Annotated in this window: 12 protein-coding genes; 2 read left to right on the top strand and 10 right to left on the bottom strand. The window is 71.0% G+C overall.

The window, feature by feature from the left end:
* Positions 1 to 184: 184 nt before the first annotated feature.
* A complete protein-coding gene (locus QSK18_RS25800) occupies positions 185 to 1,318 on the top strand; it encodes a GGDEF domain-containing protein (protein ID WP_285624262.1) in 1,134 nt (377 codons plus the stop codon).
* On the opposite strand, the gene QSK18_RS25805 is transcribed toward QSK18_RS25800, so the two are convergent.
* From QSK18_RS25805 to ndk, 5 genes are all read right to left on the bottom strand, one after another.
* On the bottom strand, positions 1,315 to 3,027 hold the full coding sequence (locus QSK18_RS25805; protein ID WP_285624265.1) for a thioredoxin-like domain-containing protein: 1,713 nt from the start codon (positions 3,025 to 3,027) through the stop codon (positions 1,315 to 1,317). The two genes, QSK18_RS25800 and QSK18_RS25805, sit on opposite strands and share 4 nt — an antisense overlap.
* Before the next feature lie 25 nt (positions 3,028 to 3,052).
* Positions 3,053 to 7,222 carry an Rne/Rng family ribonuclease gene (locus QSK18_RS25810; RefSeq protein WP_285624266.1) on the bottom strand — a complete coding sequence of 1,390 codons (4,170 nt, stop codon included), beginning with the start codon at positions 7,220 to 7,222 and terminating at the stop codon, positions 3,053 to 3,055.
* Positions 7,223 to 7,379: 157 nt separating this feature from the next.
* The gene (locus QSK18_RS25815) at positions 7,380 to 8,168 is read right to left on the bottom strand and encodes a TIGR03936 family radical SAM-associated protein (RefSeq protein WP_232810091.1); all 789 of its coding nucleotides are present in this window, start codon (positions 8,166 to 8,168) and stop codon (positions 7,380 to 7,382) included.
* Positions 8,168 to 10,183 carry a TIGR03960 family B12-binding radical SAM protein gene (locus QSK18_RS25820; protein WP_232810090.1) on the bottom strand — a complete coding sequence of 672 codons (2,016 nt, stop codon included), beginning with the start codon at positions 10,181 to 10,183 and terminating at the stop codon, positions 8,168 to 8,170. Before QSK18_RS25820 ends, QSK18_RS25815 begins: the two co-directional genes overlap by 1 nt.
* Before the next feature lie 65 nt (positions 10,184 to 10,248).
* Positions 10,249 to 10,671 (bottom strand): nucleoside-diphosphate kinase, encoded by a 423-nt coding sequence (ndk, locus tag QSK18_RS25825; protein ID WP_232810089.1) that lies wholly within the window; start codon positions 10,669 to 10,671, stop codon positions 10,249 to 10,251.
* 211 nt (positions 10,672 to 10,882) lie between these two features.
* On the opposite strand from ndk, the gene QSK18_RS25830 reads away from it, so the two are divergent.
* Positions 10,883 to 11,047, top strand: coding sequence for a hypothetical protein (locus tag QSK18_RS25830; RefSeq protein ID WP_232810088.1), 165 nt, complete (start codon positions 10,883 to 10,885; stop codon positions 11,045 to 11,047).
* Positions 11,048 to 11,050: 3 nt separating this feature from the next.
* On the opposite strand, the gene QSK18_RS25835 is transcribed toward QSK18_RS25830, so the two are convergent.
* The 5 genes from QSK18_RS25835 to QSK18_RS25855 form a co-directional block, all read right to left on the bottom strand.
* The gene (locus QSK18_RS25835; RefSeq protein WP_232810087.1) at positions 11,051 to 11,713 is read right to left on the bottom strand and encodes an SDR family oxidoreductase; all 663 of its coding nucleotides are present in this window, start codon (positions 11,711 to 11,713) and stop codon (positions 11,051 to 11,053) included.
* Between the two features lie 92 nt (positions 11,714 to 11,805).
* Positions 11,806 to 12,201, bottom strand: coding sequence for a DUF4233 domain-containing protein (locus tag QSK18_RS25840; RefSeq protein WP_232810086.1), 396 nt, complete (start codon positions 12,199 to 12,201; stop codon positions 11,806 to 11,808).
* 65 nt (positions 12,202 to 12,266) lie between these two features.
* Positions 12,267 to 13,271, bottom strand: coding sequence for a sugar phosphate isomerase/epimerase family protein (locus QSK18_RS25845; protein ID WP_285624275.1), 1,005 nt, complete (start codon positions 13,269 to 13,271; stop codon positions 12,267 to 12,269).
* 61 nt (positions 13,272 to 13,332) lie between these two features.
* Entirely contained in the window at positions 13,333 to 16,461 is a 3,129-nt protein-coding gene (locus QSK18_RS25850) for a PQQ-dependent sugar dehydrogenase (RefSeq protein WP_285624283.1), read from the bottom strand.
* On the bottom strand, positions 16,461 to 17,588 hold the full coding sequence (locus tag QSK18_RS25855; RefSeq protein ID WP_232810083.1) for a sugar phosphate isomerase/epimerase family protein: 1,128 nt from the start codon (positions 17,586 to 17,588) through the stop codon (positions 16,461 to 16,463). Before QSK18_RS25855 ends, QSK18_RS25850 begins: the two co-directional genes overlap by 1 nt.
* Between the last annotated feature and the right edge of the window lie 73 nt (positions 17,589 to 17,661).

Consider the following 17,661-nt stretch of genomic DNA (forward strand, 5'->3'; position numbering starts at 1 on the left):
GGCATATCGATGCCAGGCGGCGCACCGCAGTAAAGATTACGGATAGCGAGGCCAAGGAGCAAACCAGCGCCTTCGCCGGACCCCGGATATCCCGCTTCCGGTGGACATCCTCTCAGGTCAACGACCGGTTCCGCCGATCTTCACCGGAAGTGACGCCGACGGCCGGAACGGACTCGTGAGCAGCATGACCAGGTGGCGCGCACTGTCGGCGGGCGCGGCCGCACGAGCGCAGGCCCTGTCCCGGTGGGTGCGGGCCGAGGTAAGCCACGTCACCGTCGGCTCCGGCCGCGGGTTCGGCGCCTGGGACGTTCCGGAGGCGAACCGCTCGGCCATCGGCATCCTGCTGGCCGGCATCGTCCTGCTGCCGGTGGACGCCTTCGTCTTCGGCTACACCGGCGCCGCGGCGGTCTGGGGAATCGTCCTGGCGATCGCCCTGGCCGGGTCTCTAGCCCTCCTGGTGAGCCACGGTCGGCGGCTGCCCGCCGGGTTCTTCCTCGCCCTGCCGCTGGGCATGTCGGCCCTGCTGGCCGGTCTGAGCCTGGCCAAGCAGGAGGCCGGGATCACGACCCTGCTGGCCTCGCTGCTCCCGGTCTACTACGCCGCCGCCGTGCTCAAGGCGGCCGGCAGCTACCTGGTGCTGGCGTTCAACCAGGCCAACGACGCCCTGCTGCTGTTCAGCCACTACCCGCTCGCCGAGGCCGTACGCGACTTCGTCTACCTGTGGGTGGTGGCCACCTCGTCGTCGGTCCTGCTGACCCGCGGCAACCAGGCCCGCCGCCGCCTCACCGAGCAACTCCGCCGCCAGGCCGACCTGGACGACCTGACCGGGCTGGTCACCCGCCGGGTCCTCGACGAGGCCGCCCGAGGTGCGCTCGCGGCCGGCCCCGGGCCGCCGGGCGCTGCTCTGCTGGTGGTCGACCTGGACCGGTTCAAGACCATCAACGACACCTACGGCCACCCGGTCGGCGACGCCGCCCTGAAGCACCTGGCCGCCGTTCTGGCTGCCAACACCCGCCCCGACGCGGTGATCGGGCGGATGGGCGGCGACGAACTCGCCGTACTGCTGCCGGGCTGCGACCACGAGGTGGCGGTGCGACGGGCCGAGCAGCTGGTCCAGACGGTGCGCGCCTCCCCGCTGGAACTCCCGGACGGAACCGTTCTGTCCTTCACCGTGAGCATCGGCGTGGCCCACGCCCCGACCGACGGACGCGATCTGCCGGAGCTCTACGCCAGCGCGGACGCGGCCCTGTACGTGGCCAAGCGCGATGGGCGGGACCGCTCGGCCTACGCCGGGATGGCTCCTGGCGCCAGGGGTTAGAGCTTGAGGTCCAGTTCGGTCGTCGAGCCGGGAATCAGCCGCACCGGGATCTCCCAGCGGCGCCGGTGCAGATGACAGACCGCTCCCGCCTCCTGGCTGATGTCACAGGAAGCCGCGCGGGCCTCGACCAGGAGCCGGCCGTTCACCCGTCCGCCCGAAAGCTCTCCGGCGAAGGCGATCCGACGGTTCAGGCCCCGCTCACCCCCAGCCCCCTGCTCGAGCAGTGAGGCCGGCTGAGCAGTGATCTCGAGCCAGGTGGGGTCACCGTCCCGCGTATCGGTCTCCTCCCCCGGCGGCGGAGTGAAACGAACTGTCACCTGGGCACCTTCGGGATCCAGATCGGCTACCGACTGCTGCACCGGAGCCGGTCCGGCCGGTTCGTCCCAGCCGCCTTCGAGTCGGTGCACCTGGTGCTGCCCGGCGTCGGCCACCCAGAGCTGATTGAGGACGATGGTGAGCGCGGACGGCTCCCCGAGTCCGGTGAGCAGGGTGGTCACCTGGTCGGTGATCGGGTCGTAGGCCCGGACCGAACCGTTGAAAGTGTCGGCGACAGCGATCTTCCCGTCCGGCAACGCCTGCACGCCGAGCGGGTGCTGCAGACGGGCGTCCCAGGCCGGGCCGTCGTCCTGCCCGAACTCGAAGAGACCCTGCCCGATCGCCGTGCGGACCTGGAGACTGCCGTCGTCCGCGCGGTAGAGCAGACGTAGGGCAGAACTCTCGGCGTCGACGATCCACAACCCTCGGAAATCCACCGAGAGCCCGGAAGGCTGGGCGAACCAGGCCTTCTCGGCCGGGCCGTCGACAAGCCCTTCCTTGCCGGTACCGGCGTAGACCTGCACCTCGCCGCAGGCCGGGTCCACCGACCAGAGCTGGTGCCGCCCGATCCCCGCCACCACGATCCGGCTGTCGAACCAGGCCACGTCGCCGGGTGTCGAGATGCCGGTGGCCACCGTACTCACCGAGAGATCGTCGAGCCTCAGCCCGCGCAGAGCGTCGTTACCGCTGTCGGCGATCACCACGTCGTACCCGGCCTTGGCCGCCACGTCGGGTGGCAGGACGGCAGCGCCGAGAGGATCGGCGAACTGAGCAGTGCCGGCCGGCCCGTCGACGAAACCCCGGATCCCGGAACCGATGTGCTTCTGCCCCAGGAGAAGACGCTGATTGCCGGTGTCCGAGGTCAGCACCTCGCCGTCCGACAGGGCGACCAGGCCACCGGGAAAGCGAAGGCCCTGAGGACTCTCCACACGCACTGGTGCGGGTGGGACCGAGGCGGGCACCCCGTCCTCAAGCTTTTCCGAGATCAACCCGGCCAGCTCGGGAACGTGCCCCTCCCCCGAGACCTGGGCCACCACGTACCCGTCCGGATCGATGAGAACCAGCGTGGGCCAGGCATTCACCGCATACGCGTCCCAGGTGAGCAGATCCGCGTCGTCCAGCACCGGATGCTCCACCCGGTAGCGCTCCACGGCATTGGCCACCGCCGAAGCCGTGGCCTCGTAGGGGAACTTGGGCGAATGCACCCCGATCACCGTGAGCACGTCAGCGAACTGCCGCTCCAGCGGCCGTAGTTCGTCGAGCACGTGCACACAGTTCACGCAGGCGCCGGTCCAGAAGTCGAGCATGACCCAGCGACCGCGCAGCTGCTGCAGGTCCAGGCCGGGCGAGTTGAGCCACCCCCGGCCGCGCAGGCGGGGCGCACGGATCCTCACCGTTCGCCCCGCCGGCCCGAAACCCTTAGTGGTGGTGGTTGTTGCGGCCCTTACGACCACCGCCGCCACCGCCGTTGCCGTTCTCCTGCTGCTTCTTCTCGACCGGCTCGTCGTGCATGATCAGCCCACGCCCGCCGCAGTGCTCGCAGGTCTCGCTGAACACCTCGAGCAGCCCCTGGCCGACCCGCTTACGGGTCATCTGCACCAGGCCGAGCGAGGTGACCTCGGCGACCTGGTGCCGGGTGCGGTCGCGGCCCAGGCACTCCAGCAGCCGGCGCAGCACCAGGTCCCGGTTGGACTCCAGCACCATGTCGATGAAGTCGACCACGATGATGCCGCCGATGTCGCGCAGCCGGAGCTGGTGCACGACCTCCTCGGCAGCCTCGAGGTTGTTCTTGGTGACGGTCTCTTCCAGGTTGCCGCCGGCCCCGGTGAACTTGCCGGTGTTGACGTCGATGACGGTCATCGCCTCGGTCCGGTCGATCACCAGCGAACCGCCCGAGGGCAGCCAGACCTTGCGGTCCAGGCCCTTGGCCAGCTGCTCGTCGATCCGGTACTTGGCGAAGACGTCCTTGTCGCCGGTCCAGTGCTCGACCCGCTCGGCCAGGTCCGGCGCGACGTGCGCGATGTAGCCCTGCAGCGTCTCCCAGGCCTCGTCACCGGAGATGATCAGCTTGCTGAAGTCCTCGTTGAAGACGTCCCGGACCACCTTGATCGCCAGGTCCGGCTCGCCGTACAGCATCGCCGGGGCGTTCGCCGAGTCGATCTTGGCGGTGATGCTCTCCCACTGCGCCTGCAGCCGGGTGACGTCGCGCTCCAGCTCGTCGTCGCTGGCGCCCTCGGCCGCGGTGCGCACGATCACGCCGGCGTTGTCCGGCACGACCTCGCGCAGGATCTTCTTCAGGCGGGAACGCTCGGTGTCGGGCAGCTTGCGGCTGATCCCGGTCATCGAGCCGTCCGGCACGTAGACCAGGTAACGGCCGGGCAGCGAGATCTGGCTGGTCAGGCGGGCGCCCTTGTGACCGATCGGGTCCTTGGTGACCTGCACCAGCACCGAGTCGCCGGCGTGCAGCGCGTGCTCGATGCGGCGCGGCTGGCCTTCCATGCCGGCGGCGTCCCAGTTCACCTCACCGGCGTAGAGCACGGCGTTGCGGCCCTTGCCGATGTCGACGAACGCGGCCTCCATGCTCGGGAGCACGTTCTGCACCCGGCCGAGGTAGACGTTGCCGACGGTGGAGGTCTGGGTCTTACGGGCGACGTAGTGCTCGACCAGCACGCCGTCTTCCAGCACACCGATCTGGGTGCGGCCGTCGCGCTCGCGCACCACCATCTTGCGCTCGACGCTCTCCCGGCGGGCCAGGAACTCGGCCTCGCTCAGGATGGTGCGCCGGCGGCCGGCCTCGCGACCCTCACGGCGGCGCTGCTTCTTGGCCTCCAGGCGGGTGGAACCGCGCACCGACGTGACGTCGTCGCTGCTGGTACCGCCGCCGGAACGGCTGCGGCTCTCGCGGACCTTGGTGACGACGGTGGTGCCCTCGTCGACCGAGACCTCACCGTCGGTGCCGGCCGAGCCCCGGCGACGACGACGGCGACGGCGACGGCTGCCGGTCGACTCCGACGACTCCTCGCCGTCCTCGTCCTCGCCACCGTCGGTGTCGTCGGACGTGGGCTCGGCCTCTTCGGCGCTCTCCGGCGCAGCTGCCGCGGCGGGCGCCGCGGGCGCGGCCTCGGGCTGGTCGCCCGAGTCGCCCCGGCTGCGGCCTCGGCGGCCCCGGCCACCCCGGCGGCGACGACGACGGGGAGCGCTGCTCTCCTCCTCGTCCTCCTCGCCGGCTGCTTCGTCGCTCTCGTCCTCGTCGACGACGTCCTGCTCGTCGGCCGCGGCCTCGTCGTCGGTCTCGTCCTCGACCTCGTTCTCGTCGAGGTCGTCGAGGTCGTCGGCCTCGTCGGACAGGTCGCCGGCCGGGCCGTCGAGCAGGCCGGTGGCCTCCTCGGCGACGTCCTCGGCGGCGACGACCTCGTCGTCATCGATGTCATCGACGGGGCGGGTGGTCGCGGCGACCTCGTCCTTCGGGGCTTCCTCGGCGACCGGCTTGGGCGGGCCCGCCGGACGGGAGGCGGCCCGGCGCGGACGCGCGGAGACCGGCTCGGGAGCCTGGAAGAGCGGCATGATCGCCGGCCGCGTGGGCGCAGCCTGGACGTCACCCTGCTGGGCGGCGATCTGCGCGGCGGTACGGCCGGCCTCCGGCGCGTCGCCCCGCTGGGCGGCGGCGGCCTGGTCGCGGGCGGCCTGGGCGGCCTCTTCGGCCGCGGCCTCGGCGGCGCGCTCCGCGGCCGAACGCACACGGGTGCGCGGGCGGCTGCGCGGCGCCTCGGCGGAGGGCTGGGTCTCGATTGAGGACGACTGTGCGGACGACGCGGCCAGGTCACCGGACGCGTTGGTCAGGTTGCCGGAGCCAGCCTCGGAACCGCTCGCTTCAGTGCCACCGAGTTCGGTGCCACCGGCTCGCGTGCCGCTGGTTCCGGCTCCACTGGCTGCGGCGCCGCGGGCCTGCGTGCCACCAGCTTGCGTGCCACCGACCTGGTTGCTGCCTGCACCGTCCTGGTCGGCACCTGCTTCGGTACCGCTCGGCTGGGCGGCGCTGCCCTGGGAAGCGTCGCCCTGGAGCGAGCTCGCCTGGGTGCTGCTGCTCGGGCTCGCGCTGCTACCGGCTTCCCCGGCCTGGGTGTTCTCGCCGGCCGAGGCGCTCTCGGACTGGGCAGCCTGCGTGCTGGTCGCCGGGGCAGAAGCCTTGCGGGTGCTGCGGCGGCGGGCGGTCTTCTTGGCCGGTGCGGCGGCGGGCTCGGCGAACAGGGTGTCGGCGCCCGGCGCGGACGGAGCCTCGACCCCGGCGACACTGGCCAGGACCTCGGCCGTCTCGAGCTCGGCGGCGCTGATGGGCTGCGCGCTGCCTGCGGCGTTCTGCGCGGCGGCGGCGGCACCTGCACCGTCAGCCACCGCGCTACCCGCACCGCTGCTCCCAGCAGCCGCGCTACCCGCGCCGCTGTTCCCCGCGCCCGTGCTACCCACAGCGGTGTTCCCCGCGCCCGTGCTACCCGCAGCAGTGTTCCCCGCGCCGGTGCTACCCGCAGCAGTGTTCCCCGCGCCGGTGCTACCCGCAGCAGTGTTCCCCGCGCCGGTGCTACCCGCAGCAGTGTTCCCCGCGCCGGTGCTACCCGCGGCGGTGTTCCCCGCGCCGGTCTTCCCGGCAGCCGTGCTGTCCGCGCCGGTGTTGGTGGCGCCGGCGCTATCTGCGGCGCCATTGCTACCCGCCGTGCCGCTGGCGACCGCGTCAGCTTCGGTGCCCGCCTCGGCGGCGGCCGCGGCGGCGCGCTTCGACGTGCGCTTACGAGTGGTGCGGGCGCGCTTGACCGGCGCCGGGGTCTCCCCCTCGGCCGCCTCGCCCGTGCTCTCGGCGCCTTCGGCAGCTGCGCTCTCCCCCGCGGCGGCCTCGGCCGGAGCGGCCACGGCCTTCTTCGCGGTGCGGGCGCGGGTGCTGCGGCGCCGGGTGGTGGTGGCGGGCGCCTCGGGATCGGGGACCACGGCCGCGGGCTCGGCGCCGGTGGCGTCGGCCGAGGTGTCGGGCACGGCGATCGCTTCTTCGCTGGCCAGCGTCACGTGCTGGGTGTGCTGAGGCGCCGGGGCCTGCGGCGTGTCGCCGGCCGCGGCCTGGGGGTCGCTCGCGCTGTGGTGGCTCGCGGCCAGGTTGCCGATCGGCGCGGTGCCCGCGTCCGGATCGAGGACCGGGCCGGTCGCCGCGGAGACCGAGTCCCGGCCCGCGGCGGTGTCGGGCACCGGGACCGCGGTGGCGTCGGCGGTACCGGCCTGGCCGGCGGCGGCCGCGTCAGCCGGGCCCCCAGCGGCGTCGGTACCAGCCGGGCCGGCGGCCGTGTCGGTACCGGCGGCCGTGTCGGTACCGGCGGCCGTGTTAATACCGGCCGGGCTCCCAGCCGTGTTGGTGCCGGCGGCGGCCGCAGTGTGCGTGCCGGTCGCGGCCGAGTCGGCACCGGCCGTCTCAGCGGTACCAGTGCTGCCGGTGCCGCCATTGGTGTCAGTGGTGTCAGCGGCCGAGGTCAGGCCGGTGTCGTTACCGACGACCTCGCCGCCACGTTCTTCGCCGTCTGCGGCCACAGGTGTTTCTTCATTGCTCGCCACGGGCGTTCTCCCGTCAACCCCGGGCGCCGACCACACCGCATCGGCGCCGCTCGGGGCACTCGTGTAGGTCGCCGCGCCTACCGGTCGCGGCGGAAGTCAAGACTCTGCGCCCTATCGGTTGCGCGCCGTGCCGGTCAGGGCTGGGGCGCGGCACCGGTCAGGCGCCGCCGCCGTCCCGATCGGGGACCAGTGGGTCGGTCACCGATCCGTCTGCCTCGTCGAGCAGCCCCTGCGCCAGACGCGTCACTCGGGGAGGTGACGGAGGCGCGAAGTCGGCTACCGCGCGGAAAGCGGAAAGGACGTCGTCGGGGCGTACGGCCGGTGTGTTATGCCGCACGACCAAGCTCAGTATCGCACAACCGTTACCGGGTCTTGATGTGACACTAGGCTCCACTTGGATCCGGAGCACCGCCTCGCGGGCGTCGAACGTTCGCAACCCGTTCTTCGTCATCCGCTGGACCTCGACCCGCTCGGCCGCCAGGAAGCGCTCGACCACGTCGCGGACCTGCGCCTCGTTGTCGGCCGCGGCCTGCTCACCCGGCTGGTTCGCGAACAGCTCGATCTGCCAGACCGAGGCCTGCAGCCGGTCGGCCAGCAGGCCCGGCCCGGCCTCCACCACGTCGATGATGTCCAGGCCGTCGGGCAGCGCCTCGTTCAGCGAGTCCCGGATCGCCTGCGGCTCCCGGCGCTCGGCCAGCGAGATCTCGATGTACTCGGCCTCGCTGGCCGTGCCGGTGGGCGCGGCGTTGGCGTAGGAGATCTTCGGGTGCGGGTGGAACCCGGCCGAGTAGGCCATCGGGATCGCGGCCCGGCGCACGGCCCGCTCCAGCGCCCGCTGGAAGTCGCGGTGGCTGGAGAAGCGCAGCCTGCCTCGCTTGGCGTACTGCAGGCGGAGCTTCTGGACGACCGGGGGCGGCGGCGGGCCGTCCGGCGTGCGCGCCGCCATCAGCCGACCGGCCCGGTGATCGGCGTGTGGGTGTGGGTGTGCGTCTGGGTGGGCAGCGAGGACTTGACCGCGAGCGGCAGCAGCGAGCGGCCGGTCGGGCCGACCTGGATCTCGGTGTTCATCTGCGGGCAGACCCCGCAGTCGAAGCACGGCGTCCAGCGGCAGTCCTCGACCTCGTCCTCGGACAGGGCGTCCTGCCAGTCGTCCCAGAGCCACTCCTTGTCGAGCCCGGAGTCGAGGTGGTCCCAGGGCAGGACCTCGGTCTCCTCCCGCTCCCGGGTGGTGTACCAGGCCACGTCCACCGGGGTGTCGGCCAGGGCCTTCTCGGCGCAGCTCATCCAGCGCTCGTAGGAGAAGTGCTCGCTCCAGCCGTCGAACCGGCCGCCGTCCTCCCAGACCGCGCGGATCACCTGGCCGACCCGGCGGTCGCCGCGCGAGAGCAGCCCCTCGACCTGGCCGGGCTTGCCGTCGTGGTAGCGGAAACCGATGGCCTTGGCGTAGCGCTTGTCCGAGCGGATCGCGTCGCGCAGCTTGGCCAGCCGCGCGTCGACCACCTCGGGGTCGGTCTGGCCGACCCACTGGAAGGGGGTGTGCGGCTTGGGCACGAACCCGCCGATCGAGACCGTGCAGCGGATGTCCCGGGTGCCGGAGACCTCGCGGCCGGTCTGGATCACCCGCTTGGCCAGCTCGGCGATCTGCAGCACGTCCTCGTCGGTCTCGGTGGGCAGACCGCACATGAAGTAGAGCTTCACCTGCCGCCAGCCGGCGCCGTAGGCCGCGGCGACGGTACGCACCAGGTCGTCCTCGGTGACCATCTTGTTGATCACCTTGCGGATCCGCTCGCTGCCGCCCTCCGGGGCAAAGGTCAGGCCGGAGCGCCGGCCGTTGCGGGACAGCTCCTGGGCCAGGTCGATGTTGAACGCGTCGACCCGGGTGCTGGGCAGCGACAGCCCGGTGTTGGTGCCGTCGTAGCGGTCGGCCAGCTGCTTGGTCACCTCGGCGATCTCGGAGTGGTCGGCCGAGCTCAGGCTGAGCAGGCCCACCTCCTCGAACCCGGTGGCCTTCAGACCGGCGTCGACCATCGAGCCGATGCCCTGGATCGAGCGCTCGCGCACCGGCCGGGTGATCATCCCGGCCTGGCAGAAGCGGCAGCCGCGGGTGCAGCCGCGGAAGATCTCCACGCTCATCCGCTCGTGCACGCTCTCGGCCACCGGGACCAGCGGCTTCTTCGGGTAGGGCCACTCGTCGAGGTCCATCACGGTGTGCTTGCTGACCCGCCAGGGCACGCCGGCCCGGTTCGGGGCGACCCGGCTGATCCGGCCGTCGGGCCGGTACTCCACGTCGTACATCGAGGGGACGTAGACCCCGCCGGTGCCGGAGAGGCGGAACAGCAGCTCCTCGCGGCCGCCCGGGCGGCCCTCCTGCTTCCACTCCCGGATCACGTCGGTGATGATGCCGACGGCCTGCTCGCCGTCACCGAGCACGGCGGCGTCGATGAAGTCGGCGATCGGCTCGGGGTTGAAGGCGGCGTGTCCGCCGGCCAGCACGATCGGGTGCTCGACCCCGCGCTCGGCGGCGCTGAGCGGGATGCCGGCCAGGTCGAGGGCGGTGAGCATGTTGGTGTAGCCGAGCTCGGTGGAGAACGACAGGCCGAGCACGTCGAAGTCGCCCACCGGGCGGTGGGCGTCGACCGTGAACTGGGGAACGCCGTGCTCGCGCATCAGCTTCTCCAGGTCGGGCCACACCGCGTAGGTGCGCTCGGCCAGGGCGTCGGGCCGCTCGTTCAGGACCTCGTACAGGATCATGGTGCCCTGGTTGGGCAGGCCGACCTCGTACGCGTCCGGGTACATGAGGGCCCAGCGCACGGTCTCCGGGCCGGCGAAGTCCCACTCCTTGATCGTGGAGTTGAGCTCACCGCCGACGTACTGGATCGGCTTGGAGACGAACGGCAGGAGCGCCTCGAGCCGGTCGAAGACCGATTCGCCGCTCACTGCCGGCTGGGTGTCCGTACGCATCGGGCCAGTTTAAGCGGGACCAGGGACTCTGGACGAAAGCCGGAGTCCCTGGCCCTGCGCGAGAGCTACAGCGAGGGGAACCAGAGGGCGATCTCACGGGCCGCGGACTCGGGCGAGTCGGAGCCGTGAACCACGTTCTGCTGGACCTTCGTGCCCCAGTCGCGGGCCAGGTCGCCGCGGATCGAGCCGGGGGCGGCCTTGATCGGGTCGGTGGCCCCGGCCAGCGAGCGGAACGCCGGGATGACCTGCTGACCCTCGACCACGGCGGCGACCACCGGGCCGGACATCATGAACTCGACCAGGGCGCCGTAGAACGGCTTGCCGACGTGCTCCTCGTAGTGCTTCTCCAGCAGCTCGGCGGTCGGCACCAGCATCTGCAGGGCGACGACGTCGTAGCCCTTGGTCTCGATGCGGCGCAGCACCTCGCCGATCTGACGGTGGCGCACGCCGTCCGGCTTCACAAGAACGAGCGTCCGCTCCGAGGCCATGATCGTTTTCCCTCTCGACAGTTCAAGACACGGATGCCCGGCCGATCGTTCCGGGCCGGGCAGGCAGAGCCTACTGAACACCGATCGGTGTCCGGTCCCCGCCCGTCACCTGTTCGGCGACTCAGGACCGGCCTGGTCGCGGGCGATGGAACACCGTGCGGCCACCCGTGGCCGCGTCCGTCGAGCAGTAGCTGAAGCAGCTGGAGGAGTCATGGAACGCCCGTCGCTGACCACCGTGCTGGCGTCGGTGCTGACGGCCGCCGTGGAGAACGACAACCGGCCGGCCCTGCTGGCCACCGTGATCCCGCTGCCCCGCCGCTCCCCCGACCAGGAGCAGACCGACCCGGACACCCCCGACCCCGGATCGGCCGCCTGAAAGTCAGGCCTTACGGACGGCGGCGGCGATCTCGGAGTTGCCGGAGACCAGTTCGAGCACCTTGCCGGCGGTGGCCGGGGCGTCGAGCAGGGCCACGACCACCGCAGCCACGTCGGCCCGCGGGACCGACCCCCGGTTGACCTTCGGCGCCAGCTTCACCTGGCCGGTGCCGGGCCCGTCGATCAGTGCCCCCGGCCGCAGGATGGTCCAGTCCAGGTCGCGCCCGCGCAGGTCGTCCTCGGCGGCCAGCTTGGCCACCAGGTAGGCGTAGAAGACGTCGTCCAGCCCGTCCGGCCGCGCGCCGTCGGCCACCGCGTCGGCCCCCACGCTGGAGATCTGCACATACCGCCGGACGCCGGACTTCTCGGCCGCCTGGGCCAGCAGCACCGCTGCCGCCCGGTCGACGGTGTCCTTGCGCTGGGCCCCGCTGCCCGGGCCCGCTCCGGCCGCGAAGACCACGGCGTCGGCGCCGGCCAGGAGCCGCACCACCGCCTCGGTGTCCGACTTCTCCAGGTCCAGCACGGCCGGGGTCACCCCCACCGCGCGCAGATCGTCGGCCTGGGCCGGGTTCCGGATGATCCCGACCACGTCCTCGCCGCGGTCGTGGAGCATCCGGCCCAGGATCAGAGCGATCTTCCCGTGGGCTCCGGCGATGACGATGCGCATGAGGTGGACGCTAACCCAGGTGAACGTGAACTGTCCCGGACCACGTCCCCGGCGATCGGACCGGCGGTCGGCCGGTGCGATGAGCGGACGGCTCAGGCCGGCTCGGTCGGCTCCCCGTCCCGGGCCCGTTTCGCCTGCTCGGCCTCGTGAAGCGCCCACCGCTGAGCGCTCTCGCGCTCCAGCCGCACCCCGATCCGGAGTGACACGATCCACAACAGGGCGAACACCACCCCGACGAACAGCATGGTGTGCACCCAGAAGCCGAACCCGATGATCAGCACCTGCAGCAGCGAGCCCACCACGTAACCCGTACGGCTACGCAGCATCCCGGCGGTGAGCAGGAGGGCCAGGGCGAGCGCGCAGCTGATGCCCAGCGCCGCCCCGGTCGACAGGTCGGAGAGCGACTTGGCGACCAGCCCGGCGAAGAACATCACCAGTGCCTCGCTGACGAGGACGGTTGCGGCCATGGTCCGGGTCGGGTTACGCACCCGCCCAGTCTGTCAAAGGTTGCCGCGCTTCCTCTGCTGGCCCTCCTCCGACCCTTCTCTGCGGCCTATCGGGTGCTGAACGCCGCGTCGAAGGCGGCGGCCGGCGGGTCGAACAACTGCGAGCGCACGAACTGCAGGGCCTCGGGGGCACCGACCAGCCGGTCCATGCCGGCGTCCTCCCACTCGATCGAGATCGGGCCGTCGTAGCCGATCGCGTTGAGCATCCGGAAGCAGGCCTCCCAGGGCACGTCGCCGTGGCCGGTGGAGACGAAGTCCCAGCCCCGGCGCGGGTCGGCCCAGGCCAGGTGCGAGCCGAGGCGGCCGTTGCGGCCGTTGCCCACCTGACGCTTGGCATCCTTGCAATCCACGTGGTAAATCCGGTCCCGGAAGTCCCAGAGGAAACCGACCGGGTCGAGGTCCTGCCAGACGAAGTGCGACGGGTCCCAGTTCAGCCCGAAGGCCTCCCGGTGCCCGACCGCCTCCAGGGCCCGTTGCGCCGTCCAGTAGTCGTAGGCGATCTCGGACGGGTGTACCTCGTGGGCGAATCGCACGCCTTCGGAGTCGAACACGTCGAGGATCGGGTTCCAGCGATCGGCGAAGTCCTGGTACCCGGCGTCCACCAGGTCCTGGGAGACCGGCGGGAACATCGCCACGTACTTCCAGATCGCCGAGCCGGTGAAGCCGACCACGGTGTTCACCCCGAGCCGGGCCGCGGCCCGCGCGGTGTACTTGAGTTCCTCGGCGGCCCGGGTGCGCACGCCCTCGGGCGATCCGTCGCCCCAGACCCGGTCGGAGAGGATGCCGCGGTGCCGCACGTCGATCGGGTCGTCGCAGACCGCCTGGCCGGTGAGGTGGTTGGAGATCGCGTACACGTTCAGGCCGTGCTCGGCCAGCAGGTCGCGGCGACCCTGCAGGTAGACATCGTCCTCGACCGCCCGCACCACGTCGAGATGGTCGCCCCAGCAGGCGATCTCGAGTCCGTCGTAGCCCCACCCGGAGGCCAGCCGGCAGACCTCCTCGAACGGCAGGTCGGCCCACTGCCCGGTGAAAAGGGTGATCGGTCGTGCCATCTGAACCTCCCAGCGAGAAAGGCCGCCCGGGTCCTGCGACGAGGACCCGGGCGGCACGGACCTACTTCTGCACCTGCTTGATCAGGTCGGCCGCGTCACGCTTCAACGCGGCCCGGACATCGGCGTCCTTCACGATCGCCTTCGTCACGGAGGCGCTGAACACCTTCAGCGCCGTGACCTTCTTCTTCGGGTTCTTCAGCTGACGGGCCGTCTCGAGCTCGGCCTGCAGCAGCACCGCCCCGGCCTTGGTCACCTTGCCGTCCTTGCGGAACTGGGTGACCAGGGCCTTGACGTCGGCGAACGAGGTGACCGTGGTGAACTCGACCGTCTTCGTGGTCTTCAGCCCGGCCTTGTCGGTCGCCGTCACACTGACCGAGTGCTTGCCCAGATCCAGTTTCCACAGCGGGATCTCGGCGCCCGACTTGATCTCGGCGCCGTCCAGGGTGCCGGCGACGGTGTCCAGGCCACCCTCGTCGGTCGCCTCCCAGGCGGGCTTGACCGACTTCGAGTCACCGATGGACGCCCCGGCCTCGATCCCGGTGACGGTCACCGCGGGCGGCGTGGTGTCGTCGGGGTCCTCCCCACCACCCCCGTCGCCCTTGACGAACGTCAGCTGGTCGAGGATCACCCCACCACTCGAGGTGACGAACAGCTTGCCCGTCCCCTTGGGCTTTTCGGTGAGCTTCACCGTCTTCTCGGCGATCGCCGCACTGTCCACGGCCAGTTCCGCGAACGGTTCGGCGGTGGGCTCACCCCAGTGGAACTTCAGGGTGCCGGCCCCGGACGAGGCCACCGTGACCGACCCGACGGCGTCCAGGTTCACCGGGTCCCAGCCGAGGTGGTCTCCCTCGTCGAACGAGGTGACCTTGCGCAGACCGCCGGCCGCGGCGTCGTCCACGATCTCGACGCCCTTCTGCTCGTCGGCCCACTCGGCCTGCTGCACGTCCGGGTTGAGGATCATCGAGACCTCACCGGTGGCGGCCGGCACCCCGTTCGCCCCGGCGTCGGTGTAGCGGATCACCACCACCCCGAAGATGTTCTCGGTGGCGCCGTGCTCCTGGGCGTCGGCCGGGGTGTTGATCGTGAACGTGCAGCCCGAGCCCTGGCTGAGCGGGTGGGCGTGCAGGTCGTGACCGAGACCGAAGGTCCAGGAGACCCGGTTGCAGACGGTCGCGGTGCCGTCCTCGGCGTCGTTCGTGGTCACGGTGAACGGAACCCCGTCACCCCACTTGAAGAACGACCCGTCGGCCGGGGTGGTGACGTTCACCGTCGGCGCCACGTTGCCCACGCTGATCGCGGTGGACGTGAGGCCGAACTTCCCCTCCGGGTCGGTGACCCGCAGGATCGGCGTGTACCGGCCGAGCTCCTCGTAGGTGTACGAGGTGGTGACGCCGGTGGCGTCGAACGTGCCGTCGGCGTCGAAGTCCCACTCGTACTTGAGCTCCTTGCCCTCCGGGTCCACCGAGTCCTCGGCCGAGAACTCCACCTTCAGCGGGGCCTTGCTGCCGCTGACCGGGTCGGCGGTGATCCGGGCCTGGGGCGACTTGTTGCCCGGGGCCCAGTCGATCCGGTAGAGCCCGGCGTCCGGGTTCTGCCGGAAGAAGCCGTCCCCGTAGTCCAGCACGTACAGCGAACCGTCGGGCCCGAACTCGATGTCGATCGGGCTGTCGGTGATCGCCTGGTTGCCGGTGGTCAGGTCCTTGTTCGGCAGGAAGTGCTCGATCTTCGACACCGGGCCGGCCGGCCAGTCGACGGTGAACGCCGCGAGGTAATCCTGCGAGAACTCGGCGAAGAACGCCTTGTCGTCCCAGTACTCGGGGAACTTGGTGGTGGAGGTGTTGTCGGCGTCGTAGTGGTAGACCGGCCCGCCCATCGGGCCCTGACCACCCTGCGGGTCGAAGTCGGTCAGTTCCGGCCAGGGCTGGTCGTCCGCGTCGTCCCCGTAGTAGAGGGTGGCGGGCGTGGCCGGCGGCAGGGTGTCCAGACCGGTGTTCCACCGCGAGTTGTTCTCCGCACCCGCGGCGCAGTCGAAGAACTCACCCGGGGCGGACGTCTCGAAGTTCCACTCGTTGTAGTTGAAGTTGTTGCCGGTGCAGTACGGCCAGCCCGAGTTCATCGGCTTGTCGATCCCGGTGGTCTGCCACTCGACCAGGCCCATCGGACCGCGCTCGGCACTGGGCACCGCCGAGTCCGGCCCGTAGTCACCCCAGGAGACGCTCTTGGTCTCCGGGTCGACGTCGATCCGGAACGGGTTGCGCACCCCCTGGACGAAGATCTCCGGCCGGGTCTTGGCGGTGCCTTCCGGGTAGAGGTTGCCCTCGGGCACGGTGTACGAGCCGTCGGCGGCGACCTTGATCCGCAGGATCTTGCCCCGGAGGTCGTTCGTGTTGCCGGCGCCCCGGCGGGAGTCGAAACCGGGGTTGTAGCCGGGCCGGTCGTTGTTCGGCGCGAAGCCGTTGGCCCCCGGGGTACTGGCCGGGGTGTTGTCGCCGGTGGCCAGGTAGAGGTTGCCCTCGGCGTCGAAGTCGACGTCACCGGCCACGTGGCAGCACTGCCCGCGCTGCACCTCGACCTTGATGATCACCTGCTCCGACTCCAGGTCGAGCTTGCCGCTCTTGAGGTCGAACTTCACCCGGGAGAGCTGGTTGTAGCCCTTCCACTGGTCCCAGTAGGACTCCTCCTGCCCGGCCGGGAGGGTGTTCGGCGCCGAACCGGCCGGCGTGCTGGCCGGGTACGGCGCGTCCATCGTCTTCGGCGCGTAGAAGAAGTAGACCCAGCCGTTCTCGGCGAAGCCCGGGTCGAGCGTGACGGTCTGCAGACCGTCCTCGGAGTTGTTGTAGACGTCGAACTTCCCGGCCTGGGAGCTCACCCCGGTGGTCGGGTCGACCAGACGCACCACCCCGTCGCGGGCCGTGGTGAGCACCCTCCGGTCGGGCAGCACGGCCAGATCGATCGGCTCCCCGGTGTCCTTGGTGAGCAGGATCTTCTCGTAGTTCTCCCAGTTCACCGGGTCGTCCGGATCACCGGGGGCCTCGGCCGCCGGCTTGGCCCCGTGGTGCCCCGCCGCGCTGTCGGCGGCCCGCGAGGAGGCCGGGTTGGCCAGCACCATCGCCAGCACCGTGGCCGAGGTCAGCACCCCGGCCAGGAGCAGGGTGAACAGCCTGATCCGGAGCAGGCTGCGAGCCGGCATCACAGGCTCGCCAGGTGCTGGTAACCGATCCTCGCGTGCTGCAGCGACTGGGCCGGGGCGGTGGTGCCACCCGGGGCGGTGTCCTGCTCGACCATCGGGTTACGGCTGTCGGTGCGCCCCACCCGGCGGAAGAACTTCTCGTAGTCGATCTGCCCGGTGCCGAAGGGCACGATGTTGTAGCCGTTGGGTACGTCCTGGTCGGGCTCACCGTCCTTGGCGTGGAACAGCGGGAACCGGGCGTTGGCGGTGAGCACGGTGGCGGCCGGGTCGAACAGGTCCTTGCGGGTGGAGCCGTCCGGGGCGGTGAACTCCCTGAACTTGTACTGGGCCACGTGCGCCCAGAACACGTCCATCTCCAGGTGCACGAACTTCGGGTCGGTGATCTTGAGGAAGTACTCCAGCCGCCGGATCCCGCTGCTGCGCGTGGGGTTGCCGGCCGCGTCGGCCGGGCCGCTGTCGAGCAGGAAGCTGTACGCCGCGTCGTGGTTGTGGGTGTAGAGCTTCAGCCCGGCCCGCGCCGCGATCTTGCCCAGCGCGTTCCACTTCTCCGCGGCCACGTCCCAGTCGGCCTTGAAGGCGCTGTTGGTCGGGTCGGCGCCGGTGCCGATGTGCTGCATGCCGAGGATGTTGGCGATCTCGGTGTGCAGCTTGAAGCGCTCCAGGTCGGCGTCGGTGAACGGCCAGGAGGAGGGGATGAAGCCGTGGTTGCCCTGGGCCCGCAGGCCGTTGTCGTCCAGCCACTTGCGCAGCTGCTTGGCGCCCTCGACCGACTCCAGCGAGGCGCCGCCGGGGGCGTTGGCGTGCTGGTTGTAGCCGGCGAACTCGATCTGCTTGTAGCCGATCTTCGCCAGGGCCTCGAACACCTCCTTGAAACCGGAGGGGCCGTTGAACGCGTTCGGGTCGCGGGAGATGGCGTCGCGCACGGTGTAGAGGATGATCCCGCGCTTGCCCCGGGGGATCGAACCGCCTCCTCCCCGGCCGGCCGGAGCGGCCGAGGCGGGCAGGGCGGGCACCGCGACGGCAGCCGCGGCGGCCAGTCCGGTGCTCGCTGCGAAGAGCTGACGACGGTTCAGCCGCAGGGCTCTGGCCAGGGCTGATGGCTCGTTCTGCGATGGTGCGTCGAACATGCTGTGTCTCCTAGACTGGAGCGGTCAGGGGGGCGTTCCGATCTCGAGCTAGGTGCTGTTCTCCTTCCTGGTG

Source organism: Kineosporia sp. NBRC 101677, assembly GCF_030269265.1.
Taxonomy (GTDB): Bacteria; Actinomycetota; Actinomycetes; order Actinomycetales; family Kineosporiaceae; genus Kineosporia; species Kineosporia rhizophila.